Source organism: Pseudomonas sp. 32A (genome assembly GCF_052682255.1).
On record NZ_JBQYLY010000001.1, the window covers coordinates 6,482,016 to 6,506,198 of the forward strand.

Below are 24,183 nucleotides of genomic sequence, written 5' to 3' on the forward strand. Positions count from 1 at the left end.
TTGTTATCGACAGTTATTGCGCCGGGGCGGCGACCACCCCTGGCCGGCCTCGACGTTCATTCAGGGCGTATCCCGTCATCGCCAGCACCGCGATAGCCCCAGGAATGGCAAAGGCCATGAAGTTCAGATGCAGGGGCAACTCAATGCCCATCAGTGCGCCGCCCAACAGCGGGCCTACGATGGCGCCTGTGCGGCCAATACCGGAGGCCCAGCCAAGGCCAGTGGCCCGAATGTTCAAGCCATAGAGTTGTGCGGCGCCGGCGTACAGCAGGATCTGTGTGCCGATGGTGGTGGCGCCCGCAAAAAAGATCAGCAGGTACAAGACCGGCATCGGGCTATTGATCCCCAGCAGGCTGATGGAAATCAGCGCGGCGATGAAGAAGCCGATCACCACCTTCACCAGGTTAAGCCGGTCACACAGCCAACCGCCGACGAGCGCCCCGGCAATGCCACCAAAGTTCAGCGCCAGCAGGAAGGACAGGCTCGATCCCAGGCTGTAACCGGCGCCCGCCATCAGCTTGGGCAGCCAGGAACTCAAGGCGTAAACCATCAACAGGCAGCAGAAAAACGCGACCCAGATCGCCGCCGTCCTCAAGCCCAGGCCATGGCGGAACAACTCCAGCACGGAGGCACCTTTGCCTTTTCCGGTGCTGATGTGCAGTTCATCTTCCGGGTTGATCGAAATGTGCGGCGACAGGCGCTTGAGCAGCGCACGCGCCTGCTCCTGCCGGCCCTGACGGATAAGGAACCCGATGGATTCGGGCAGCCAATACACAATCAATGGCATGAGCAGCAGCGGGATGGCCGCCGCGAAAAACATGGACGGCCAACCGAAAAGCGGCAACATGAAAATCCCGACCCCGGCCGAGAGCATGCCGCCCAGCGAATAACCGCCAAACATCACTGCCATCAGGATGCTGCGCATTTTCTTCGGCGCGTATTCAGTAATCAGCGCGGCCGCGTTGGGCATCAGCCCGCCGCAGCCAAGCCCGGCGATAAACCGGCAGATACCAAATTCAGTCGGGCTGCTGGCAAAACCGTTAATCACGGTGGCGACGCTGAACAATGCAAAGCAGATGGCGATGCCTTTGCGGCGACCAAACTTGTCCGCCAGGCTACCGAAGATCAGCGCCCCGAACATCATGCCAAACAGCGCGTAACTGCCCAGCGCGCCGGCCTGTAAGGGCGTCAGCCCCCATTCCTTCATGATCGATGGCAAGACCACGCCATAGATAAACAAGTCATACCCGTCAAAGACCAACAGCAAGGCACACAGGCTGACTACCAACCAGTGGAAACGGTTGAAACGGGCGTTGTCGATAATCGAATTAACGTCATGAGTACGCATGGCAATGCTCTCTTTATTGTTGTTGTGAGTCAGTGTCTGCAGGTACAGCGATGGGTCAGCCCAGGTCGCCGCCTCCTACCGGCAAGGTGACGCCCGTGATGTAAGAAGCCTCATAGGAGGCGAGAAACAGAATCGCGCCGGCTTGTTCGTCAATGCTTCCGTAGCGCTTCATCGGGCTGCTGTCGAGGGTTTGGTCAACGATCTGTTGGTACCAGACGCGCTCCTGATCACTCTGGGGCTGGCTGTTGCGCGGGATCCGGCGCGGCGGCGCCTCGGTGCCGCCCGGCGCGGTGGCGTTGACGCGGATTCCGCTGCCGGCAGTCTCCAGGGCCAGGCACGCGGTCAGGGCGTTGACGCCGCCCTTGGCGGCGCCATACGGCACGCGGTTCACCCCACGGGTGGCAACAGACGAGACATTGACGATGGCGCCGCTGCCCTGCTCCAGCATGTAGGGCAGCACGCAATGGCAGCACCACAGGGTCGGGAACAGCGAGCGGCGCACCTCGGCTTCGATTTCGTTCTCGGCGTAGTGCTCGAAGGGCTTGGCCCAGATGGTCCCTCCGACGTTATTGACCAGAACGTCGATACGCCCGAATCGCGCCTTGGCGGCGGCCATCACGCGCGCGCATTCGGCGTGCTGTTCAAGGTCGGCAGTGAGGACCAGCGCCCGCTCATGCTGCAACTCATGCACGAGCTCCGAGCGGTCGACCGCCACCAGCCAGGCGCCCTCTTCCAGCAAACGCTCGGCGACACGCCGGCCGATGCCCTGGGCGGCGCCGGTCACCAGCGCGACCTTGTTGTTGAAACGTGGGTTCATGGGGCTTTCCTCAGGCGGCGTCGCCGGTGACGATGGCGTTGGGCGTGAACTTCTCGTAATGGAAGCTGGCGGGGGTTACACCCTGGTTCTTGAAGTGCTGGCGTACCGCGTCGACCATCGGCGGCGGCCCGCACAAGTACACATCCACGTCGCCGTCGTTCAGCACGTCAGCGGCCATGTGTTGGGTGACATAGCCCTGCTGTGGGTGTGCGGTCTGAGGGTCAGCCACGCAGGTGACAAAACTGAAATTGGGCAGGCGTTTGGCGAAGGCTGCCAGCACCTCGACCATCACCAGGTCCTGATCCCGCGTCACGCCGTAGATCAGCCGGACCGGCCGGGTTTCCCCGCGTTCGGCCAGCACTTCGAGCATCGACAGGAACGGCGCCAATCCGGTGCCGCCCGCCAGCAACAACAACGGCCGCACCACTTCACGCAGGTAGAAACTGCCCAGTGGCCCGGACATCGGTACGGCATCGCCCGGCCGGGCGCGCTCCAGCCAGCCGCTCATCAGCCCGCCAGGCACATGCTTGATCAGGAAGCTGGCGTGTTTGTCGCCGGGTTTGCTGCTGAAGGAATACGAGCGGGTCTGCCCGCTGTCCGGCACGCCGATATTCACGTATTGGCCCGGCAGGAATACCGGCGCCTGGTCCAGCTCGAAACTCACCTCCAGGGCGGCGTCGGCATGCCGGGTAATGCTCGCCACCGTTGCGGCAAACTGCGCAGTGCCGGTCTTGCACGCACCGGACGGCACCGGCACGGCAATCACGCAGTCGGATTGCGGCACCATCTGGCAGGTCAACACCTGGCGCTCGCCGGCTTCATCTTCGCTCAGAGCGTCTTCGATATAGTCGTCGCCCAAGTCATAGACGCCGGTTTCACAGCGGCATTTGCAGGTGCCACACACACCGTCCGAGCAGTCCATGGGCAGGTTGATACGTTGGCGAAAGGCCGCATCGAGGACCTTTTCACCCACCTTGCAGTCGATAAAACGGGTCACCCCGTCCTCGAAGTTCAGGGCAATGGAGTACGTCATGGGCGTGTCCTCAGATGTGGTAGATATCGATGACCTGATGGATGTAGTCGTTTTTCAGCACCACCTTCTTGCGCGTGATCAGCGGCTGATCGGCGCGGATGTCCAGGCGATAGAACGAGGTGCCGAAGTACGTATCCGTGGTCTTGTAGCGATGGCTGAGGGTTTGCCAGTTGAAACGCAGTTCCACGTGTTGCCCGTCATCGGCCAGCACTTCGAGGTTGGTGATCAGGTGCGCGGTGCGCGGCTCCGGGGTGCTGGCGCTGGAGCGCTCGGTCTTGATCCGGAACACGCGGTCTTCCAGGCCGTCACGGCTTGGGTAATAGATCAGCGAGATTTCGCTCTGGGGGTCTTCGGTCAGGGTGTCGTGGTCGTCCCAGGCCGGCATCCAGTACTCGACCTTGGGTGAATAGCATTCGAGCCACTCATCCCACTGGCGGTCATCCAGCAGGCGCGCTTCGCGGTACAGAAAATCCAGCAGGCGGTCGCGGGAAGCACTCATGACAGCACCTCCTTGTCCGTGGCGATCAGGCCTTGCTGCTCGCGCTCGATCGCCTGTTGCAGGCTCTGGGCCCAATGGGCGTGCTGGCGCACGAACAGCCCTTCGTCCTCGGTTTTGACGCCACTGAGCTGCGGGTTCATGCCCATGGCCCGGGCGTTGTCGTCGGCGCCTTCCACCCATTGTTTCGCGCCGCGGCTGAGGTCATTCCACAAGGTGGTCGCGCCCTGGTAGCCGGTCTGGCAGGCGCGGAACTCTTCGAGGTCGTCCGGCGTACCCATGCCGCTGACGTTGAAGAAGTCTTCGTACTGGCGGATACGCGTGGTGCGTTCCTCGGCGCTTTCGCCCTTGGGCGCCATGCAGTAGATCGTGACCTCGGTCTTGTCGACGGCAATCGGCCGCACTACGCGGATCTGCGTGGAAAACTGGTCCATCAGGTACACATTCGGGTAGAGGCACAGGTTGCGGGTTTGATCGACGATAAAGTCTGCACGCTCCTGGCCCAGGCGCTCGGCCAGCGCTTCACGGTGAGCATGCACCGGGCGCACTTCAGGGTTGAGCAGGCGCGTCCACAGCAGGATATGCCCATGCTCGAAGGCATAGACGCCGCCCAGGCTTTTCGACCAGCCATTGGCATCGACGGTGCGCGTGCCTTCGGCTTCGTAGTTACGGCGGCCCATGGTCGCCGAGTAGTTCCAGTGCACGGAGCTGACGTGATAACCGTCGGCGCCGTTCTCGATCTGCAGCTTCCAGTTGCCGTCATACACATACGACGAACTGCCCCGCAGCACTTCCAGCCCCAGCGGTGCCTGGTCGACCATCTGGTCGATGATCACTCGGGTTTCCCCCAGGTAGTCGCTGAGTTCCGGCGCCGTCTCGCTGAGGCTGCCGAACAGGAAGCCGCGATAATTTTCGAAACGGCCAAGGCGCTTGAGGTCGTGGGAGCCGTCACAGTCGAAGCTGTCGGGGTAGGCGCCGGTCTTGGCATCCTTCACTTTGAGCAGCTTGCCGGCGTTGCTGAAGGTCCAGCCGTGGAACGGGCAGGTAAACGAGCCTTTGTTGCCTTGTTTACGGCGGCAGAGCATGGCGCCACGGTGGGCGCAGGCGTTGACCAGGCCATGTAGCGAGCCTTGCTTGTCGCGGGTGATGACCACGGGTTGGCGGCCGATCCAGGTGGTGAAGTAGTCGTTGATTTCTGGCACCTGGCTTTCATGCGCCAGGTAGACCCAACCGCCTTCGAAAATGTGCTTCATCTCCAGGGCAAACAGGTCGGGGTCGGTGAAGATGTCGCGGCGGCAGCGGAACACCCCGGTGGCGGGATCTTCCTGGACGGAGTCGCGCAATTGTCGGGCGAGTCGGTCGAATGTGCTGATCATGGGGTAGGCCCTCGGTTGTTCTTGTATCAGGCGCCCCCACCTTATGTGCTTGCCCTACCCCTCAATATCCGCTGACTGCAATTCGCTATCCGCCTGGCGCAAGCCGGCGCTTCCACGTCTGCGAGGGCAACTCGCCAAAGCGTTTGCGATAGGCCTCGGAGAAACGCCCCAGGTGCACAAACCCGTGATCCAGCGCCACCTCGGTGACGCTGCGCGCCGTGGCCAGTTGCAGCATGGTGTGCACCCGCTCCAGTTTGCGTTGGCGCATGTAGTCCCGGGGCGACAGGCCGACCTGGCGTTCAAACAGGGTATACAGCGACCGCTCGCTGACCCTGGCGATGGCCATCAGTTGTTCGACGCTGATGTCGTCCGTCAGGTGCTCTTCGATAAACTGGCGCACCGCTTCAAAGCCACCGCCTTGATCAGGCCGCGGGATCACCCGCAGGACGTTACTGGCCAGCAGCGCCAATAACTTATTGGCCACGATGCGCTCGTACAGGCCCTGCACTTCCGGTTCGGCGGCGTTTTCGGCCTCATGACAGATCAGCCCCAGCAGTTGCAGGAACCCGCCCATTTCAGTGAGTGCATGGCGCGGCGCCGCGAAACGGATGCCCGGCTGCGGCAACGTCCAGTGCTGTTCAAGGCAGGCGTTTTCCAGCAGGCGCACCGGGACTTTGACGATGAATTTTTCGCAGTCGGCGGAATAGGTCAGGTCCACCGGGTCATCCGGGTTGATCAGCAGCACTTCCCCCGGGCCCAGCACCTGCTCTTCGCCACGGGAGTTCGAGCGGCAGTGGCCGTGCAGCAGGATTTGCAGGTGGTAGATGGTTTCCAGCGCCACCGACGTCACCCGCACCGGCGCACCGTAGCTGATGCGGCACAGGTCCAGGCTGGAGAAGGTCCGGTGACTGATGCTCGCCTGCGGGCGGCCCTTGGGTGGCAGGCGGATGCAGTGGCTGCCTACGTGCTGGTTGACGTAGTCGGACACGGCATAGGCATCTGCACGATCGAAAATCTGGCTGCGCTCACTCAATAGCACGGTCATGGTTGCGCCTTTTATTGTTATGGGCCCTGCGTGTGTAGGTCACCGCAGAGTGATGCGGGGGACTTGAACCGTCCAATATTCAATAGGTGTTGCTTCATACCCCCAAGGTATCGTGGGTTCATTTGCGTTGCAGCACCGACTCCCCGGCCTGGGGCGGCAGCCGCAGGTTATCCAGCAGCGCCACGCTGGCAATCACCGCGACCAACAGAAACGTCAGCTGGAAATCGGCGGTGGCGGCCTGCCCGGTATTGCCGTGAAAATTCATGGCAAAACGTAACAACAGCGCGCCAATCGCCACGCCCATGGCCATGCTCAGCTGGAAAAACATACTGAACAAGGTTGAAGCATCACTCATCTGCGCCTTGGGTATATCGGCGAACCCCAGGGTGTTGAACAACGTGAACTGCATGGAGCGTGACAGGCCGCCCACGAACAGAATGAACAGGATCAGTGCCCAGCTCATGCGCTCGTCCAGCAGTGCACAGGCGGCAATCGCCAGTACGCTCAGAATGCCGTTGATCATCAGCACCGGGCGAAAACCCCAACGCTGCATCACCCAGGTGGTGAACGGCTTCATCGCCAGGTTGCCGGCAAATACCGCGAGCACCAGCAACCCGGCATCGAAGGCCGAGAGACCGAACGCCAGTTGAAACATCAACGGCAGCAGGAACGGCAAGGTGCTGATGGCCACCCGAAAAATCGACCCGCCACACAGGCACACACTGAAGGTGCGCACGCTCACCACACCCAACGCCAGTAACGGCTGGGCATGCCGGCGCATATGGCGCCAGGCAAAGGCACCGAGCATCACGCCTGCGCCGCTGAGCAACAGGCCCTGCAACAAGCTGCCACGGCTTTGTCCGAGCAGTTCGACACCGTACAACAGCGCCGCGCTGGCGACGCCCACCAGCAGGAAACCGCTGAAGTCGAAGGTGCGGGCAGTGACCTCGTCACGCTTGGGAATCAACACCAGTGTGGCGATCAATGCCAGCAGGCCCAGTGGCAGGTTGAGGTAGAAAATCCACGGCCAGGACGCATGGGTAACGATAAACCCGCCCACCGGCGGCCCGAGTATCGGCGCCACCAAGCCGGGCCAGGTGATAAATGAAATCGCCCGCACCAGGTCTTTCTTCTCGGTCGAGCGCAGCACTGCCAGGCGTCCCACCGGCACCATCATCGCCCCACTGATGCCCTGCAACACGCGCGCTGCGACGAAGGTTTGCAGGCTGTCACTCCACCCGCACAGCAACGACGACACACTGAACAGCACAATCGCCGAACCGAATACCCGCCGCGACCCAAAGCGGTCGGCCAGCCAGCCGCTGATGGGTATAAACACCGCAACGGCGAGCATGTAGGCGCTCATGCCGATGTTCACGTCCACCGCCCCCACCCCGAAGGTTTTGGCGATGTCCGGCAACGCCGTAGCGATCACCGTGGCGTCCAGGTTTTCCATGAAAAAGGTGACGGCGACCAACAAGGCAATCAAGGTTGAGCGGCGTTGGGAGATCGACGTCATTGCTGTTCACTCAGGGTTTCGTAGCGGCACTTTATCAATAAGTGCGCGCGTGATGCCCCGCAATATTCCCGCCCCACAACGTAGCGCCTGGTAACGAATCGCCCCGAATTGGTGTGCGCACCTACAAAAAAAGCCCTCGCCTCCCATCAAAACTCATCAAAAAACCCGTAACCAATCTACTTGGCACGATAAACGCTTACCCACTAATACAGGATTGTTGAACAATCATGACTACTCCCTGAATCCAGCAACCGAGGCGACAAACATGCAAAAAGGTCTGACGGGCAAGAACACCCTGCGCACATTGGGGCTAGCGATCACCCTGGCGTGCGTGACGCCGCTACTGTCGGCTGCCGAGATCAAGGGCACCCTCAAACAAGGCGAGCTGTCGATCGGCTCGGACCTCACCTACCCGCCTTACACCTATCTTGAGCAAAAGACCCCGGCCGGTTTCGACCCGGAGTTCATGCAATTGATGGGCAAGCAACTGGGGCTGAAACCGCGTTTTCTCGACACCCGTTTCGCCAACCTGATCCTTGGCGTCAACGCGCAGCGTTTCGACGTGGTGGCCTCGGCGCTGTATGTGACGCCCGAGCGCGCCAAACAGGTGGACTTCCTCAGCTACCTGAAGACCGGTTCCTCGCTGATGGTGCTCAGCGCCGGCGACTTCAAACCCCTGCGCCCGGAAGACCTGTGCGGCAAGCGCGTGGGCTCGATCAAGGGCGCGTCGTGGGTGCCGAAGCTGAACAGGGTTTCGACAGACTACTGCCTCCCTGCGGGCAAGCCGGCGATCGAGTCCCGAGAGTTTCCGACGTCCCCGGAAACGGCCCAGGCCTTGCTGGCCCAGGCAGTGGACGTGCAGATGGAAGACGCGGCGGTCGCCAAGATCACCGTCGAAAAGCTCCAGGGCAAAACCGTGATCAGCTCCAACGAATTGATCTACCCGGTGGTGGTCGGCCTGGCCGTGCGTAAAGAAAACCCGGCACTGCTCCAGGAACTGACCGGTGCCCTGAACCAGATCAAGCAGGACGGCAGCTACGGCAAGCTGCTTGCGCGCTACAACCTGGCCGAGCCGAACACCGCCGAAATCACTGCGGCACTGGGTAACTGAAACGCGGAGCACCTTTATGCAATTCGATTGGCACTACACCCTGGGCCTGTTGTGGAACGGCGATTTCTGGCGCGCCGTCGGCACTGTGGTCGAACTGAGCCTGGAAACCTGGCTGCTGGGCATTGTGCTGGGGTTTTTCCTGGCACTTGCGCGGCAGTCGGAACGCCGCTGGCTGCGGGACTCGGCCGGCGTCTACATCTGGTTCTTCCGCAGCCTGCCGTTACTGGTTCTGTTGATCTTTGTCTACAACCTGCCCCAGGTGTTTCCGTCCACCAGCGTGGTGCTGTCCAACCCCTACTCCGCGGGCCTGATCGCCCTGGTGTTGAGTGAAGCGGCCTACATCGCCGAGATTCATCGGGGCGGCTTGCTGGCGGTGGTCAAGGGGCAGCGCGAAGCCGGCAAGGCGTTGGGCGTGGGTTATCGCGGCGTTCAGCGCCTGATCGTGGTGCCCCAGGCGCTGCGGGTGGCATTGCCGACACTGGCCAACGAATACATCACCATCGTCAAGCTGACCTCGCTGGTGTCGGTGATTTCGCTCTCGGAAATCCTGCTGGTGGGCCAACAGCTCTACACCCAGAACTTCCTGGTGATGGAGACCATGCTGGCCGTGGCGTTCTATTACGTGTTCATCGTGACGGTGTTCAGCTGGCTGCTGCGGGTGCTTGAAAACCACTTGGACGTGACCCGCCGCAAACCCAAGGCCATCGCGCCCGCTGAACTCGACCAGGTGGCGACGCGTCGTGCGTCCGGCCAGGCCGAGCCCGGCGAGTTTGCGTTGCAGGCCCGCGCAGTGCGCAAGGCCTATGGCGAACTGGAAGTGCTCAAGGGCGTTGAACTGAATGTGCGCTGGGGCGAGGTGGTGTCGATCATCGGCCCGTCGGGCTCGGGCAAGACCACGCTGATTCGCACCATGAACGGCCTCGAAAGCCTGGACCGTGGCGAAATCACCCTGCAAGGCCAGCCGTTCCTGCGTGGCACTCAGGAACCCCAGGGTGCGCTGGGTCACAAGGTGCATATGCGCGGTATCGTCCATGTAGGCATGGTGTTCCAGGGGTTCAACCTGTTCCCCCACAAAACCGCCCTTGAGAACGTGATGCTGGCGCCCGTCTACCATGCCCATGGTGGTGCCGAAGAACTTCGCCTGTTGAGCTTGGCCCTGCTGCGCAAGGTGGGCATGCTGGAGCACGCTGGCAAGTACCCGCATCAATTGTCCGGCGGACAACAGCAGCGTGTGGCAATTGCGCGGGCCCTGGCGATGCGGCCGTCGGTGATGCTGTTTGATGAACCCACCTCAGCCCTGGACCCCGAGCTCGTGGGCGACGTGCTCGCGGTGATCGAAGAGCTGGCTCGCGAAGGTATGACCATGGTCATCGTGACCCATGAAATGAACTTCGCGTTCAAGCTCTCCGATCGCGTGGTGTTCATGGAGGGCGGCGAGATTATCCAGGACGCCCCGCCGCGTGAAATGCTCGAACAACGCAGCGAACGCATGACCAAGTTCCTCAAAGACGTCCAACTGGCGTGAGCCCAAGGAGCCCCAACGTGAGTCAAGCCAAGGAACCCAGCCTGTCGCTGGCCGACCAGGTTGCCATCGAGCTGCGTGAAGACATCATCGGCGGCCGCCTGCTGCCCGGCATGCCGCTGGTGGAGAGCGAGCTGGTCAATGCCTACAACGCCTCGCGCAACACGGTGCGTGAAGCCTTGCACCACCTGGGCCGCGAAGGCCTGACCAGTTACGTGCGCAACAAGGGCGTGATCGTGCGCCGCCTGGGGGTGGAGGAAGTGCGTGACCTCTTCAAGGTGCGACGCACCCTGGAGCTGCAAGCCATCGCCGCCAGCAAGCCGCTGCGCGAATACCAGTCCGACCTGATGCTCGAGTCCATCGAGGCCGCGCAACTGGCCCAGGACCGCGAGAACTGGCAAGCCTTCGGCACCCACAGCCTGCGCTTTCACCAACATATTGTCGGGCTGATGCGCAGCCCGTTGCTGGACGAATTCTTTACCCATATTGCAGCGCAGATGCGCCTGGTGTTTTCCAACGCGCCCAGCGAGGAAACCTTCCAGAAGCCCTGGCTGGAGCGCGACCGGCAGATTCACGACTTGCTGGTTGACGGCCACAAACAAGCCGCCGGGGAAGCCCTGGCCAGCTACCTCAATGACTCCGAATCGCTGCTGCTGGACATCCTGAGCAGCCTTCCAAAACCCTGAAGCGAGGACCCACCATGTACAAGGACTACCCAGCGGCCTACCAAGTCAGCAAAGGCGCTGCCTTGCAGGTCGACAAAGCTTTCTATGACCGCGTGCGCGAGTCCCGGGATGGCCGCACCCTGATCGAACAATTCGAAGTGCCGATCCGCACCGGCCGCGCCTGGAAAGTACCGGCCGGCCATGTGTTCCGCGTGACCACGCCGGTGGGCCCGCAGGTCGGCGACTTCAACGTGTGGAGTGCCAACGACCCCCGCGAACGCATGTGGGCATCGCGTACGCGCCAGCTGCAAGGCGCTCACGTCACTACATACGACCGCCTGTGGTCGAACCTGCCGTTTTTGCGGCCGATGGTCACCATCACCGACGACAGCCTGGCCGACTATGGCATCGACGAACACGGCGGGCGCCTGCACGATTTGCTCGGCACGCGCTGCGACCCTTACGTGAACAAGATGCTCACCGGCGAAGATTTCCACCACCACTGCCACTCCAACCTCACTCGCGCGGTACTGCCCCACGGCCTGACCGAGTTCGACGTGCACGACGTGCTGAACATCTTCCAGTGCACCGGCCTGAATCACGACGACATGTACTTCATGAAAGCCTGCCCGGCCAAACAGGGCGACTACCTGGAGTTCTTTGCGGAAATCGACCTGCTGTGTGCCCTCTCTACCTGCCCCGGTGGCGACCTGTCGCTGCCGATGTGGGGCCCGGATGCGGAAGACCCGTTGAAGGTCTGCCGTCCCTTGGGCGTCGAGATCTACCGCCTCGATGACGCGCTGCTGGAAGGCTGGAAACAGCCAGAGCGCGCCGCCTATAACGGCAACCATGGTCTGTTGATTCCCAAGGCTGACTGGGAAAAGTAACGGCCGGATTGAACCCTGGGGCGCCGTGCCTCAGGTGTTCTGGGCGATCCTGCGGCTGATAAAACTGAAGGCCAGCACCACAAAAATCAGCACGCCGGTGGCCACCTGCTGCCAGTAGAAATTCCAGCCGATCAACAGCAAGCCATTGGCGATGACGTTGATGAACAGCACACCCAGCAGCGTGCCCGGAATATTCGCCCGGCCCTGGCGATTCAACGTGGTGCCGATAAATACCGCGCCAATCGCATTCAGCAGGAACGCGTTGCCCGACAGCGGCACATAAGCGCTCACCGTCGAACTGAGCAGAATCCCCGCCACCCCGCATGCCAGCGCCGCCGCCAGCACCGTGGTGGTGACGATGCGCCGCACCGACAACCCCGAGTAATACGCCAGCAGCGGCTGGGTGCCCTGGGCCAGCAATTCGCGCCCCAGGCGTCCACGGGCCAGCAACAGGCCGTAGACCACCGCCAATACCAGCACGATCAACAACGGCAACGGCACGCCCAACGGGCTGAAACTCGCCAATTCCGGCTTGAAACCCTGGGCGATGTAGATCGGCTGGCCGCCGTCCGAGAGCAACTGCTGGGCACTGGTGCCGATAAACAGGGTGCCAAGGGTGGCCAGGAACGGGCTGATCCGCAGACCTGCGATCAAGCCAGCATTGAACAGTCCTACCAGCAACCCGGCGGCCAACGCGCCAGCAATCGCCACCCCCAACCCGTGTCCGGCGTTCAGTAACACTACAAAGCTGAAACTGGCAAAATCCAGCGCGGTGCCCACCGACAGGTCGATGCCACCTGCCGCCACCGCGTAGGTCATGCCGATGGCGACAATCGCCAGCAGCACGAAGTTGTTCAGCACCAGGCTTTTGAGATTACCGCCACTGAGGAACCCGGGGGCCTGCCAGGCGAACACCACGACAATGGCCACGAACACCAGCGGCAACGTCAGGGGTAACAGTGAACGCCACCCGCCACCACGCGCTTGCAGCGTCGATACCTGACTCATGAAGGCTCTCCCCGGTTCAATGCACTGGAAGCCGCGACCACCAGCAAAATCAGCACGCCCTGCACACCGTTGACCCAGAAGCTCGACAGGTTGAGCAGTTGAAACCCGTTGATCAGAAAACCGATCAACAAGGTCGCGAGCAAGGTGCCGGGGATGCTTGCCACCAGCCGCCGGGAAAACACCACGCCGAGAAAGGCAATCGCCACCACCGATAGCAGCATGTCGCCGGAGCCGGTGGTGCTGCCGCTGAAAAATGCCGCTGAACACAAAGCCGCCACGGCAGCGCACAACCCCGACAATAGGTAGCTGGAAAGCACATACGCAGGCACTCGAATGCCCGCAGCCTCAGCGGCGTGCGGGTATTCCCCAACGGCATGCAGGCGCAGGCCATACGCCGTGTGCTGGATCAACAGGGTCAGCACGAAGGCCGTCACCAGCAACACCCAGGCGAGTGCCGGCACGGCCAGCCAGGTCCCGCCGCTGAGCAGGTCGAGCAACGGTGAGTCGGTGGAAACCACGGTGTTTTCGGTCAGGACCAGCTCCAGGCCGGCCAGTACATTCATGCTTGCCAGGGTCGCGAGCAACGGCGGCAAACGCAGTACCACCACGGCCAGGCCATTGAGCAGGCCGACCGCCAGGCCGCAGCCCAAGGTCAGCAGCAGGCTGGCCCAAAGGTCGAGACCGGCATTATTGAGTCGGCTGAACACCGCAGCGCACAACCCCAGATTGGCCGCCAGCGACAGGTCCAGCCCGCCGGCGACGACATTGGAACCGCCGCCGATAATCACGCAAGTCAGGCCGAAGGCAAGCACCCCCAGGATGGCCGACTGGCTGAACACATTGGCGATATTGCCCACCGACAGAAAGTTTGGCGCGGCCACGGCAAACCCCAGCAGGATCGCCAGGAACACACCCACCGAACCCCGCCGCAACACCAGCACCCACAACCGTTGGGACAAGCCCGGCGCAGTGGTTTCAAGCAGGGACATGCGCCACCTCCCGATGCACCGGCACGGATACCGTGGGCGGCACAGCACCCGTGGCACACGCCAGCAATTGATCACTGTCCGCCTCACCGGCCAGGAACTCACCGGCAATCTCGCCTCGATGCAATACCAGGATGCGGTCGCAGATTCCCAGCAGCTCGGGCAAGTCCGAAGACAGCACCAGCACCGCAGCCCCCTCTTCCACCAGGCGCCCGATCAGGCGATAAATCTCGACTTTGGCGCCCACATCCACCCCCACGCACGGCTCATCCAACAGATACACCGCCGAGCGTCGACTCAGCCATTTGCCCAAGGCAACCTTTTGCTGGTTGCCCCCGCTGAGTTGGCTGACCGCGGCCTGAGGACCTGGCGCCTTGATCGCCAGTTCGTCGATCAGCCGCAGGCTTTCCGCCTGTTCCTGGCGCCTGTTCAGCAGACCCCAACGGCTGAACCGCGCCAGCCCGGCCAGCGTGAGGTTTTCCAGCACTGAGAGCAGCGGCGAAATCCCCTGGCTGCGGCGCTCTTCCGGCACCAGGGCAATCCCTTGGGCGATGGCGTCACCGGGTGAACGCAGGCGCAACAAACGGCCTTCCAGGTGGATGCTGCCGCTGTCGGCACGCGCTACGCCAAACAGGGTCTTTAGCAAGTCTTTGGCGCCCGACCCGACCAGCCCGGTCAGGCCGACGATTTCGCCTCGGCGCAGCTCCAGGTCGATCTCCCGGTAGCGCCGGGCCAGGCTCAGCGAGCGCACTTGCAGCAACGGCTCACCCAGTTCGACCTGAGCCTTGGGGTACATGTCCTGCACCTCACGGTTGACCATCAGCCGCGCAATCTGCGCGCTGGAGGTATGCCGTGGCTCTACCACCGCCACATCACGACCATTGCGCAACACCGTCACCTCATCGCACAGGCTGTCGATTTCCTGCAGGTAATGGGAGATGTAGAGGATTGATAAACCCTGGTCCCGCAGGCGTTTGACGATCCGCAGCAGTTGGTCGACCTCACGCTTGACCAACGCCACGCTGGGCTCGTCGAACACCAGGATCTTCGGCTGGCGAATCAAGGCCCGGGTGATTTGCAGCACCTGGCGCTCGGCGCTGTTCAGCTCGCCTACCAACGCGTCGGCGGGCAGTTGCAGCTCAAAATATTCCGCCAGCAAGCGCTCGGCCTCACGCTGCTGCCGGCGCCGATCCACAAACGGACCCCGGCGTAATTCATGCCCGAAGAACAGCGCTTCACCCACGGTAAAACTCGCCGGCAACAGCCGCTCCTGATGGATGAACTGCACGCCCAACGCGTCCACCTGGCGTGGCGACAGTGCGGAGTACGCCTGGCCGTCAATGCTCACCTGCCCCGAGTCCGCCTTGTGGATGCCCGCCAGGACCTTGATCAAGGTCGACTTGCCGGCACCGTTCTCACCCACCAGGCCGTGAATGGTGCCGCGCTCGACCTTCAGGCTGGCATCATCCAGCGCCAGGGTGGCGCCGAAACGTTTGTGCAGGTGCTGCAAGTGCAACGCGGCCATCAATCACCCCGCAGTTGCTGGACCTGCGCCAGGTTGGCAGCCGTGGTCAGCAACGTCGCGACGTGAGTTTCCTTGGGCAGGTCGCGCTGCCCGGCCAGGTAGCGGGCCACGTTCTGCACCGCGGTCTTGCCGATCAGCGCCGGTTGCTGGGCGACTACCGCGCCCACCGGCGAATTGGCCTGGCCCAGCAGCTCCAGCACTTCAGGCGTGCCGTCCACACCATAAGTCTTGATCTCGGTGCGCTTGGCATCGATCAACGCCTTGCTCGCCCCCAGTTGCGGAATGTCCCACGCCGCCCAGATCGCCGAGACACTGCCGGCCGGGTACTTGTTGAGCAACGCGGACACTTGGGAATACGCATCCTGCACGGTGTTGGGGATCACATCCCGCAGCTCCGGCTCGATGATTTCCAGTTGCGGATGATCCTTGAGTGCCAGCTTCAACTGGTCATAGCGAATCGCGCACACCGGCACGCCGTAGAAGCCATTGAACACCAGGATTTTGCCCTTGCCGCCAGCGTCCTTGATCAGTTGATCGGCCAGGGCCTTGCCGGTGGCGACGTTATCCGAGGTGGTGTTGTTGAGGCTGTACTGCGAAGGCGCGTCGATGGTGAACAGCGGGATGCCGGCCTTGCTGATGCGCTTGAGCCACGGGTCGATCACGCTGAGGGTGCCGAGGGTCTGGATCACCGCATCGGGTTTCTGGGTGACCACGGTTTGCAGTTGGGTCACCAGGTTCTTGTCATTGCGCCCGGCGTCGAGGGTGATCGGCGTGCCGCCGAGGCGCTTGATCTCGTCGACCTGGGCCTGGAAGGCCTTGATATCGAAATAGTGACTGGTGCCGGTCATGCTCACGGCAATGCGCTTGCCGGCCAGGGACGGCACCGCGTCATCGCCCTCGGCGGCCTGGGACAGGGCGGCGTGGCCCAGCAACAGCGCTGCGCCAAGCCAGATGAAACGGGAACGCGAGAAAAAAGTGCAAGGCATACAGGGCTCCGCTGAGCGACGGGTGAAAGGGTTCACCTGTGCATTGCAGAGCCCATGCCATAAATTATTTTCAATAAAATCAATCGGATAAAAACAATAGGCGATGTCGTGCTGTCTCGAGCAAACCACAACTGTCCGACTGCTGTTGCACAGCCAACAGTTGCACGCCCCCAGGACCGTCTCGCGCTACACGATCATTCAATATCCGGCGGACCGTTGGGCCTACCTTAAGGCTCCAACGTCCTGAAACCCTGGAACCTACAATGCCTGCTACCCAAGCGTCGACGAATTACACTTCGATCAACTTCGCCCAGAAATATGCCCTGTTCAGCGAGCAATGGGCGCCCAAGGTCGTCGCGCAGATGAACGACTACCAGTTCAAGGTGGTGAAGATTGAAGGTGACTTTATCTGGCACGACCATGCCGACACCGATGAAACCTTTATCGTCCTGGAAGGCACCCTGCGCATCGACTTCCGCGACGGCGCCGTGACCATAGGCCAAGGGGAAATGTACGTGGTGCCCAAAGGCGTGGAGCACAAGCCGCACGCATTGGGTGAGGTGAAGCTGCTGTTGATCGAGCCCTGCGGTGTGTTGAACACCGGCGCCGAAGGGGGTGAGCGCACGGCGATCAACGACGTGTGGATTTAGCACCGACCGGCGTTACCTGTTTGGGCTAGTCTTTACATCACTGTCTCTCCAGACCAGGAGCACGCGTGATGAATAGGCCGCTGAAGAAAACCTCAGCCATCGTGGTGACCCTGATGGCGTTGGTTGGCAACGCCTACGCTGGCACTGCCGCCTGCCCGCCCACCCATGCCCTTAAAGATACGTACAAAAAGACGCCGACCGGCGAAGTGGTTGCCTACACCGCGTCCGGCCCGGACGGTCGGCAATGGACCGGGCAAAACCCGATGACAGAGCAGAAGGACCTGCACCAGGTCCACTTTGAAAAGGCGGTGATCCAAAGCAGCCAGGGTCAGTCGTCGGTGGCATGCCACTACCTGGATCAGAACCATGAACCGGTGAGCATGACCCTGAAAAACCCGGTCAACGCCAAGCCGGTCGGCAGCGCATGGGCAGGCAACGAATGCACGGCAACCAACCCGGCGCTCTGCACCTTTGAATAGCCAGCACGCCCGACACTTTATAGGGCGTGCTGTTCCTTGCATCTTGCGCAACAGTCCTTTGTCATCAACCGCATTGATAGCTCCCTAACTAAACCTGCATGCTAGAGGGCTCGCTTTACGCTTATATCATTCCGAATGATAGTTACCTTTGTTTCATTCGATTCGTGAGATAGCACCCATGCCGAGCATGATCCGCCCATCTTAAATACATTGGCGGATGCACCTCATGGAACAGTCTCTCAAACATTTGCGCTATCCCTTGGCCATTTTGGCCGTGATGGTGATGAGCGCCTGCGGCAAGGCGCCGGAACAAGCGGCCGCCATGCCACCCAGCCACGTCAGCGTGGCCAAGGTGCTGGAACAACCGGTCAACGAGTGGGACGAATTTACCGGCCGCCTCGAAGCGCCGGAAACCGTGCAGATCCGTCCGCGCGTGTCGGGCCAGATCGATCAGGTAGCCTTCACCGAAGGTGCGCTGGTCAAGAAAGGCGACCTGCTGTTCCAGATCGACCCACGCCCATTCCAGGCTGAAGTGCGCCGCCTCGAAGCACAACTCGCACAAACCAAGGCCGCCGCTACCCGCAGCGATAACGAAGCCCAACGCGGCGAACGCCTGCGCCAGAGCAATGCGATCTCCGCCGAACTGGCCGACTCGCGCACCACCGCCGCCCAGGAAGCCCGCGCCGCCGTCGCCGGGATCCAGGCGCAGTTGGACCTGGCCAAGTTGAACCTGAGTTTCACCCGCGTGACTTCACCCATCAGCGGCCGTGTCAGCCGTGCCGAGATCACCGCCGGCAACCTGGTGACCGCCGATGTCACCGCGCTGACCAGCGTGGTCTCCACCGACAAGGTCTACGCCTACTTCGACGCCGATGAGCGCGTGTACCTCAAGTACACCGAACTCGCGCGCCAGGGTCGCCGTGGCGCTACGACCCCGGTGTACCTGGGCCTGTCCAATGAAACCGGCAACCCGCACCTGGGCCAGATGAACTTCGTCGACAACCAGGTCAACCCGGCCACCGGCACCATTCGCGGTCGCGCCGTGTTCGATAACAGCAAGGGCGAATACACCCCTGGCCTGTATGCCCGCCTGAAGCTGGTGGGCAGCGGCACCTACTCCGCCGTGCTGATCAGCGACGAAGCCGTGGGCACCGACCTGGGCAAGAAGTTCGTACTGGTGATGGACGGTGACAAGCCTGCCTATCGCGCCGTGGAACTGGGGCCGAAGATCGAAGGCTTGCGCATCGTGCGCAGCGGCCTGACCAAGGACGACACGATTATCGTCAAGGGCCTGCAACGCGTTCGCCCGGGATCGCCGGTTGCTCCGGAAACCATCCCGATGGCCAGCAAGGAAACCCTCGCCGCCTTGGCACAACAACGACAAGCGCTTGAAGCCAGCAACCTGGAGCAAGTGGCGCCGGATAAAGCCGCGCCCAAGCTAGCCAGTGTCGCGACTCCACGCGGTTAAGGGATACGACTCAAGATGAATTTTTCCAAGTTCTTCATTTCGCGGCCGATCTTCGCAGCGGTGCTGTCGCTGTTGATCCTGATCGCCGGCGCGATTTCACTGTTCCAGCTGCCGATCAGTGAATACCCGGAAGTGGTGCCGCCGACCGTCGTGGTCCGTGCCAACTTCCCGGGCGCCAACCCCAAGGTCATCGGTGAAACCGTGGCCGCGCCTCTGGAGCAAGCCATCACCGGCGTCGAGAACATGCTGTACATGTCCTCGCAGTCGACCGCCGACGGCAAGCTGACCCTGACCATCACCTTCGCCCTGGGCACCGACCTGGATAACGCGCAGGTACAGGTGCAGAACCGGGTCACCCGGACTCAGCCCAAACTGCCTGAGGAAGTGACACGCATCGGTATTACCGTGGACAAGGCCTCTCCCGACCTGACCATGGTGGTGCACATCACCTCCCCCGATCAGCGCTACAACATGCTGTACCTGTCCAACTACGCGATCCTGAATATCAAGGATGAGCTGGCACGGCTGGGTGGCGTGGGTGATGTGCAGCTGTTCGGCATGGGCGACTACTCCCTGCGGGTGTGGCTCGATCCGAACAAGACCGCCTCGCGCAACCTGACCGCCACTGATGTGGTAACGGCCATTCGCGAACAGAACCGCCAGGTAGCGGCCGGTGCACTGGGGGCGCAGCCTGCGCCGACTGACACCAGTTTCCAACTGTCGGTGAATACCCAAGGCCGTCTGGTCACTGAGGAAGAGTTCGAAAACATCGTCATTCGTGCCGGTGACAACGGCGAAATCACGCGTCTGAAGGACATCGCACGGGTTGAGCTGGGGTCCAGCCAATATGCCCTGCGCTCGTTGATCGACAACCAGCCGGCCGTGGCGATCCCGATCTTCCAGCGCCCTGGCTCCAACGCCATCGACATCTCCAATGAAGTGCGCGCCGAAATGGCGGAGCTGAAAAAGAGCTTCCCGGAAGGCATGGATTACCGAATTGCCTATGACCCGACCGTGTTCGTACGCGGTTCCATCGAGGCCGTGGTTCACACCTTGTTCGAAGCACTGATCCTGGTGGTGCTGGTGGTGATCCTGTTCCTGCAGACCTGGCGCGCGTCGATCATTCCGCTGGTGGCAGTGCCGGTTTCGTTGATCGGTACCTTTGCGGTGATGCACCTGTTTGGCTTCTCGCTCAATGCGCTGTCGCTGTTCGGACTGGTGTTGGCGATTGGTATCGTGGTGGACGACGCCATCGTGGTGGTGGAGAACGTCGAGCGGAACATCGAGCTTGGACTGGAACCGTTCCCGGCCACCGAAAAGGCCATGAGCGAAGTGACCGGCCCGATCATCGCGACCGCGTTGGTACTGTGTGCAGTGTTCATTCCAGCGGCCTTTATCAGCGGCTTGACCGGGCAGTTCTATAAGCAGTTTGCCTTGACCATTGCGATCTCGACGGTGATTTCGGCGTTCAACTCGCTGACCCTGTCGCCCGCCCTGGCAGCGGTACTACTTAAAGGCCACAACGCTCCGAAAGACGGCTTCTCCAGGTTCCTCGACAAGATGCTGGGCGGTTGGCTGTTCAAGCCGTTCAACCGTTTCTTCGAGAAGGCCAGCCATGGTTACGTCGGCACGGTGCGCCGGGTGATTCGCGGCAGCGGCATCGCGCTGTTCCTGTACGCCGGCCTGATGGTCCTGACCTGGTTGGGCTTTGCCCACACGCCGACCGGTTTCGTACCGGCCCAGGACAAGCAATACCTGGTGGCCTTCGCCCAGTTGCCGGACGCCGCGAGCCTGGACCGCACCGAAGACGTGATCAAACGCATGTCCGACATTGCGATGAAACAGCCCGGCGTGGAAAGCGCGATCGCCTTCCCCGGCTTGTCGATCAACGGTTTTACCAACAGCCCGAACAACGGCATCGTGTTCGTGACCTTGAAGCCGTTCGATGAGCGTAAAGACCCGAGCCTGTCTGCCGGTGCGATTGCCGGTGCACTGAACGGCAAGTACAGCAGCATCCAGGAAGCCTACATGGCGATCTTCCCACCGCCGCCGGTACAGGGCCTGGGTACGATTGGCGGGTTCCGCCTGCAGGTCGAAGACCGTGGCAACCTGGGTTACGACGAGCTGTACAAAGAAGTGCAGAACATCATTACCAAGAGCCGTGGCGTGCCTGAGCTGTTCGGCCTGTTCACCAGCTACACGGTCAACGTGCCCCAGGTCGATGCGGCCATCGACCGCGAAAAGGCCAAGACCCACGGCGTGGCGATCAGTGACATTTTCGACACCCTGCAGATCTACCTGGGTTCGCTGTATGCCAACGACTTCAACCGCTTCGGGCGCACCTATCAGGTCAACGTGCAGGCTGAGCAACAGTTCCGCCAGGATGAAGACCAGATCGGCCAGCTGAAAGTGCGCAACAACAAAGGCGAGATGATCCCGCTGGCGACCTTCATCAAGGTCAGCGACACCTCGGGCCCGGACCGCGTGATGCACTACAACGGCTTCATCACGGCCGAGATCAACGGCAACGCCGCACCGGGCTACAGCTCCGGCCAGGCCCAGGTGGCGATCGAGAAACTGTTGAAAGACGAACTGCCCAACGGCATGACCTACGAGTGGACCGACCTGACCTATCAGCAAATCCTCTCGGGCAACACTGCGCTGTTCGTGTTCCCGCTCTGCGTACTGCTGGCGTTCCTGGTACTGGCCGCCCAATACGAAAGCTGGAGCCTGCCACTGGCGGTGATCCTGATCGTACCGATGACCCTGCTGTCGGCCATCACCGGGGTGATTATCTCCAGCGGCGACAACAACATCTTTACCCAGATCGGCCTGATCGTACTGGTGGGCCTGGCCTGTAAGAACGCGATTCTGATCGTCGAGTTCGCCAAGGATAAACAGCAGGAAGGCCTCGACCCGCTCGCTGCGGTACTGGAAGCCTGCCGTCTGCGTCTGCGGCCGATCCTGATGACCTCGTTCGCCTTCATCATGGGTGTGGTGCCTCTGGTGTTGTCCAGTGGTGCCGGTGCCGAGATGCGTCATGCCATGGGTGTGGCGGTGTTCTCCGGGATGATCGGCGTGACCTTCTTCGGTCTGCTGCTGACGCCAGTGTTCTATGTACTGATCCGCCGGTTTGTTGAACGCGGTGAAGCGCGCAAAGCGGCCAAGGCCTTGAAGCTGGAGACACAGCAATGAGCGTGAAAGTATTTTTGCCGAGCTTGCTGGTACTGGCGCTGAGCGCCTGTGCCGTGGGCCCGGACTATAAAACCCAGCCACTGGAGGCGGCCAACGTAACGGCCGCCGCCGACGCCAAGCAGTACGACCACGCGAAGTTCGAAGGCATCTGGTGGCAACAGTTCGAGGACCCGACCCTTAACCAGTTGGTGACTCAGTCCCTGAACGGTAACCGTGACCTGCGGGTGGCATTTGCCCGCCTGCGGGCGGCCCGGGCGATTCGTGACGACGCCGCCAACGACGTGATGCCGGTGATCACCAGCCGCGCCAGCAGCGACGTGGGCAAAGGCCAGATTCCGGGCCAGACCACCAAACGCGTCAACAGTGAGCGTTATGACCTGGGCCTGGACATGGCCTGGGAAGTCGACTTGTTCGGGCGCATCCGCCGCAACCTCGAGGCCAGCGACGCTGACCAACAGGTTGCCGAGGCCGACCTGTATCAACTGCAAGTCACGATGATTGCCGAGCTGGTGGACGCTTACGGTCAACTGCGAGGCGCGCAACTGCGCGAGAAAATCGCGGTGGCTAACCTGAAGAACCAGGAGGATTCGCGCGGCATCACGGTCAGCCTGCGGGATGCCGGTGTGGGCGATCAGCTCGATGTGGTGCGGGCCGATGCGCGGCTGGCGGCTGTAGAAGCCAGTGTGCCGCAACTGCAGGCCGAGGAAGTTCGCGAGCGTAATCGTATCGCTACCCTGCTCGGTGAGCGTCCGGACAAGTTGAGCGTGGGTTTGAGCCCGAAAGATTTGCCGGCGATTGCCAAGGCGTTGCCGATTGGTGATCCGGGGCAACTGTTGCAACGTCGTCCGGACATTCTCAGTGCCGAGCGTAAGTTGGCAGCGGCCACGGCGCGGATTGGGGTGGCCAAGGCTGATCTGTTTCCGCGGGTGAGCCTCAGTGGGTTCCTCGGGTTTACCGCTGGGCGGGGTTCGCAGATTGGGTCGGCGGCGGCGAATGCGTGGTCGCTGGGTCCGAGCATTACCTGGGCGGCGTTTGACCTGGGCAGTGTGCGAGCGCGGTTGCGTGGTGCGGATGCCGAGGCGGATGGTGCTCTGGCGAGCTATGAGCAGCAGGTGTTGCTGGCGCTGGAAGAATCGGAGAATGCCTTCAGTGATTACGGTAAGCGGCAACAGCGGTTGGTTTCGCTGATTCGTCAGAGTGAGTCGAGCCGGGCTGCTGCGGATCTGGCGGAGATTCGCTACCGCGAAGGGACGGTGGATTTCCTGGTGTTGCTGGACGCGCAGCGTGAGCGTTTGGCTGCCGAGGATTCGCAGGCTCAGGCCGAGGTGGATCTGTATCGTGGGATTGTCGCGATTTACAAGGCGTTGGGGGGTGGGTGGCAGCCGAGTACCACCATTGCCAGTGCCAAGTGATGTGATTTAAAGAGCTCCTTTGGTTGGTCGCATCCAGCCAATTTTTAGCCCCGTGCCGTCATTCGGTCGCGGGGCTTTTTTTTGCTCGTTTGTGGTGTGTACATATCCGTTATTTCGGTCAGGGCTGCTATTGGTTCCGCTCTTACAGCGGCTCACTTTTGAAGAGCGCAAAAGTAAGCAAAACGCTCTTGCCCCACCACTCGGCTCCTCGCCTAGGCTCGGAGTGCCCTCACTCCGGCTTTGGACCGTGGGCCGCCGTCATGGGCCATCCCTGGCCCAGGACGGCTAACCTGGCGTCCTGCCAGGTTACCCACGCTCCAAAGCCTGCGTTCGGCCAGCGTGGTTTAACGGGGCGCCTAAGATCAAGATCAAAAGCAAAAGCACAGCGGCCTCCCGGCCGGCTTGAGTGTTAAAAGCAAAATCAAAAGCTAAAGCGGGCACGGTTCAAATGTGGGAGCTGGCTTGCCTGCGATAGCATCGCCTCGGTGTATCTGGAAGACCGAGTTGTCTGCATCGCAGGCAAGCCAGCTCCCACAGAAAAGCAGCTCTGTTTTCGCTCTGGTCTTTGCTTTGCTTTTAACACTCAAGCCGGCCGGGAGGCCGCTGTGCTCTTGCTTTTGATTTTGATCTGACTGCCCCATTCAGCCCGAGGCCG

General features: G+C 61.6%; 20 protein-coding genes. 9 read left to right on the forward strand and 11 right to left on the reverse strand.

The features are described from left to right. Window positions 1-13 precede the first annotated feature (13 nt). From ACUN0G_RS29740 to ACUN0G_RS29770, 7 genes are all read right to left on the reverse strand, one after another. Window positions 14-1,348, reverse strand: coding sequence for an MFS transporter (locus tag ACUN0G_RS29740; RefSeq protein ID WP_421524325.1), 1,335 nt, complete (start codon window positions 1,346-1,348; stop codon window positions 14-16). A 55-nt stretch (window positions 1,349-1,403) separates the two neighbouring features. Continuing rightward, window positions 1,404-2,165, reverse strand: a complete 762-nt coding sequence (locus tag ACUN0G_RS29745; protein WP_445575109.1) for a 1,6-dihydroxycyclohexa-2,4-diene-1-carboxylate dehydrogenase — start codon at window positions 2,163-2,165, stop codon at window positions 1,404-1,406. Window positions 2,166-2,175: 10 nt separating this feature from the next. Next, window positions 2,176-3,198 (reverse strand): benzoate 1,2-dioxygenase electron transfer component BenC, encoded by a 1,023-nt coding sequence (gene benC, locus ACUN0G_RS29750; protein WP_445575110.1) that lies wholly within the window; start codon window positions 3,196-3,198, stop codon window positions 2,176-2,178. Between the two features lie 10 nt (window positions 3,199-3,208). Next, a complete protein-coding gene (gene benB / locus ACUN0G_RS29755) occupies window positions 3,209-3,697 on the reverse strand; it encodes a benzoate 1,2-dioxygenase small subunit (protein ID WP_421524323.1) in 489 nt (162 codons plus the stop codon). Further along, window positions 3,694-5,070, reverse strand: coding sequence for a Rieske 2Fe-2S domain-containing protein (locus ACUN0G_RS29760; RefSeq protein WP_445575111.1), 1,377 nt, complete (start codon window positions 5,068-5,070; stop codon window positions 3,694-3,696). Before ACUN0G_RS29760 ends, benB begins: the two co-directional genes overlap by 4 nt. A gap of 85 nt (window positions 5,071-5,155) precedes the next feature. After that, a complete protein-coding gene (locus tag ACUN0G_RS29765) occupies window positions 5,156-6,115 on the reverse strand; it encodes an AraC family transcriptional regulator (protein WP_076013553.1) in 960 nt (319 codons plus the stop codon). A gap of 118 nt (window positions 6,116-6,233) precedes the next feature. Beyond that, window positions 6,234-7,634: a DHA2 family efflux MFS transporter permease subunit gene (locus ACUN0G_RS29770; RefSeq protein ID WP_445575112.1), complete on the reverse strand. Its 1,401-nt coding sequence runs from the start codon at window positions 7,632-7,634 to the stop codon at window positions 6,234-6,236. Window positions 7,635-7,899: 265 nt separating this feature from the next. Here ACUN0G_RS29770 and ACUN0G_RS29775 point away from each other — a divergent pair, with 265 nt between their 5' ends. Genes ACUN0G_RS29775 through ACUN0G_RS29790 form a run of 4 tightly spaced genes read left to right on the forward strand, consistent with a single transcriptional unit; the run spans window position 7,900 to window position 11,819 of the window. Continuing rightward, window positions 7,900-8,745: an ABC transporter substrate-binding protein gene (locus tag ACUN0G_RS29775; protein WP_445575113.1), complete on the forward strand. Its 846-nt coding sequence runs from the start codon at window positions 7,900-7,902 to the stop codon at window positions 8,743-8,745. Between the two features lie 16 nt (window positions 8,746-8,761). After that, on the forward strand, window positions 8,762-10,270 hold the full coding sequence (locus tag ACUN0G_RS29780; protein ID WP_421524318.1) for an amino acid ABC transporter permease/ATP-binding protein: 1,509 nt from the start codon (window positions 8,762-8,764) through the stop codon (window positions 10,268-10,270). 17 nt (window positions 10,271-10,287) lie between these two features. Then, complete coding sequence (locus ACUN0G_RS29785) at window positions 10,288-10,953, forward strand: GntR family transcriptional regulator (RefSeq protein ID WP_445575114.1); 666 nt, start codon at window positions 10,288-10,290, stop codon at window positions 10,951-10,953. 14 nt (window positions 10,954-10,967) lie between these two features. Next, complete coding sequence (locus tag ACUN0G_RS29790) at window positions 10,968-11,819, forward strand: urea carboxylase-associated family protein (protein ID WP_177084923.1); 852 nt, start codon at window positions 10,968-10,970, stop codon at window positions 11,817-11,819. A gap of 30 nt (window positions 11,820-11,849) precedes the next feature. Here the strand turns inward: ACUN0G_RS29790 and ACUN0G_RS29795 are convergent, their stop codons facing one another. From ACUN0G_RS29795 to ACUN0G_RS29810, 4 genes are read right to left on the reverse strand one after another with little or no spacing between them, the layout of a single operon-like run. Further along, a complete protein-coding gene (locus tag ACUN0G_RS29795) occupies window positions 11,850-12,827 on the reverse strand; it encodes an ABC transporter permease (protein WP_258345683.1) in 978 nt (325 codons plus the stop codon). Next, window positions 12,824-13,816 carry an ABC transporter permease gene (locus ACUN0G_RS29800; RefSeq protein ID WP_445575115.1) on the reverse strand — a complete coding sequence of 331 codons (993 nt, stop codon included), beginning with the start codon at window positions 13,814-13,816 and terminating at the stop codon, window positions 12,824-12,826. The genes ACUN0G_RS29795 and ACUN0G_RS29800 overlap by 4 nt, the downstream gene beginning before the upstream one ends. After that, the gene (locus ACUN0G_RS29805; protein WP_258345680.1) at window positions 13,803-15,338 is read right to left on the reverse strand and encodes a sugar ABC transporter ATP-binding protein; all 1,536 of its coding nucleotides are present in this window, start codon (window positions 15,336-15,338) and stop codon (window positions 13,803-13,805) included. Before ACUN0G_RS29805 ends, ACUN0G_RS29800 begins: the two co-directional genes overlap by 14 nt. Then, window positions 15,338-16,324, reverse strand: a complete 987-nt coding sequence (locus ACUN0G_RS29810) for a sugar ABC transporter substrate-binding protein (RefSeq protein WP_017479686.1) — start codon at window positions 16,322-16,324, stop codon at window positions 15,338-15,340. Before ACUN0G_RS29810 ends, ACUN0G_RS29805 begins: the two co-directional genes overlap by 1 nt. A 263-nt stretch (window positions 16,325-16,587) precedes the next feature. On the opposite strand from ACUN0G_RS29810, the gene ACUN0G_RS29815 reads away from it, so the two are divergent. The 5 genes from ACUN0G_RS29815 to ACUN0G_RS29835 all read left to right on the forward strand — a co-directional run bounded on the left by ACUN0G_RS29815 (window position 16,588) and on the right by ACUN0G_RS29835 (window position 23,528). Further along, window positions 16,588-16,974, forward strand: a complete 387-nt coding sequence (locus ACUN0G_RS29815; RefSeq protein ID WP_258345679.1) for a cupin domain-containing protein — start codon at window positions 16,588-16,590, stop codon at window positions 16,972-16,974. Window positions 16,975-17,042: 68 nt separating this feature from the next. Continuing rightward, on the forward strand, window positions 17,043-17,453 hold the full coding sequence (locus ACUN0G_RS29820) for a hypothetical protein (protein ID WP_445575116.1): 411 nt from the start codon (window positions 17,043-17,045) through the stop codon (window positions 17,451-17,453). Window positions 17,454-17,679: 226 nt separating this feature from the next. Next, window positions 17,680-18,921 (forward strand): multidrug efflux RND transporter periplasmic adaptor subunit MexE, encoded by a 1,242-nt coding sequence (gene mexE, locus ACUN0G_RS29825; protein WP_445575117.1) that lies wholly within the window; start codon window positions 17,680-17,682, stop codon window positions 18,919-18,921. A 15-nt stretch (window positions 18,922-18,936) separates the two neighbouring features. Next, window positions 18,937-22,116 (forward strand): efflux RND transporter permease subunit, encoded by a 3,180-nt coding sequence (locus tag ACUN0G_RS29830; RefSeq protein ID WP_445575118.1) that lies wholly within the window; start codon window positions 18,937-18,939, stop codon window positions 22,114-22,116. Beyond that, entirely contained in the window at window positions 22,113-23,528 is a 1,416-nt protein-coding gene (locus tag ACUN0G_RS29835; protein WP_445575119.1) for an efflux transporter outer membrane subunit, read from the forward strand. The genes ACUN0G_RS29830 and ACUN0G_RS29835 overlap by 4 nt, the downstream gene beginning before the upstream one ends. Window positions 23,529-24,183 lie beyond the last annotated feature (655 nt).

Coding starts and splice junctions, on each gene's coding strand:
- ACUN0G_RS29740 (WP_421524325.1), bottom strand. CDS start 1,348: ATGCGTACTCATGACGTTAATTCGATTATCGACAACGCCCGTTTCAAC.
- ACUN0G_RS29745 (WP_445575109.1), bottom strand. CDS start 2,165: ATGAACCCACGTTTCAACAACAAGGTCGCGCTGGTGACCGGCGCCGCC.
- benC (WP_445575110.1), bottom strand. CDS start 3,198: ATGACGTACTCCATTGCCCTGAACTTCGAGGACGGGGTGACCCGTTTT.
- benB (WP_421524323.1), bottom strand. CDS start 3,697: ATGAGTGCTTCCCGCGACCGCCTGCTGGATTTTCTGTACCGCGAAGCG.
- ACUN0G_RS29760 (WP_445575111.1), bottom strand. CDS start 5,070: ATGATCAGCACATTCGACCGACTCGCCCGACAATTGCGCGACTCCGTC.
- ACUN0G_RS29765 (WP_076013553.1), bottom strand. CDS start 6,115: ATGACCGTGCTATTGAGTGAGCGCAGCCAGATTTTCGATCGTGCAGAT.
- ACUN0G_RS29770 (WP_445575112.1), bottom strand. CDS start 7,634: ATGACGTCGATCTCCCAACGCCGCTCAACCTTGATTGCCTTGTTGGTC.
- ACUN0G_RS29775 (WP_445575113.1), top strand. CDS start 7,900: ATGCAAAAAGGTCTGACGGGCAAGAACACCCTGCGCACATTGGGGCTA.
- ACUN0G_RS29780 (WP_421524318.1), top strand. CDS start 8,762: ATGCAATTCGATTGGCACTACACCCTGGGCCTGTTGTGGAACGGCGAT.
- ACUN0G_RS29790 (WP_177084923.1), top strand. CDS start 10,968: ATGTACAAGGACTACCCAGCGGCCTACCAAGTCAGCAAAGGCGCTGCC.
- ACUN0G_RS29795 (WP_258345683.1), bottom strand. CDS start 12,827: ATGAGTCAGGTATCGACGCTGCAAGCGCGTGGTGGCGGGTGGCGTTCA.
- ACUN0G_RS29800 (WP_445575115.1), bottom strand. CDS start 13,816: ATGTCCCTGCTTGAAACCACTGCGCCGGGCTTGTCCCAACGGTTGTGG.
- ACUN0G_RS29805 (WP_258345680.1), bottom strand. CDS start 15,338: ATGGCCGCGTTGCACTTGCAGCACCTGCACAAACGTTTCGGCGCCACC.
- ACUN0G_RS29810 (WP_017479686.1), bottom strand. CDS start 16,324: ATGCCTTGCACTTTTTTCTCGCGTTCCCGTTTCATCTGGCTTGGCGCA.
- ACUN0G_RS29815 (WP_258345679.1), top strand. CDS start 16,588: ATGCCTGCTACCCAAGCGTCGACGAATTACACTTCGATCAACTTCGCC.
- ACUN0G_RS29820 (WP_445575116.1), top strand. CDS start 17,043: ATGAATAGGCCGCTGAAGAAAACCTCAGCCATCGTGGTGACCCTGATG.
- mexE (WP_445575117.1), top strand. CDS start 17,680: ATGGAACAGTCTCTCAAACATTTGCGCTATCCCTTGGCCATTTTGGCC.
- ACUN0G_RS29830 (WP_445575118.1), top strand. CDS start 18,937: ATGAATTTTTCCAAGTTCTTCATTTCGCGGCCGATCTTCGCAGCGGTG.
- ACUN0G_RS29835 (WP_445575119.1), top strand. CDS start 22,113: ATGAGCGTGAAAGTATTTTTGCCGAGCTTGCTGGTACTGGCGCTGAGC.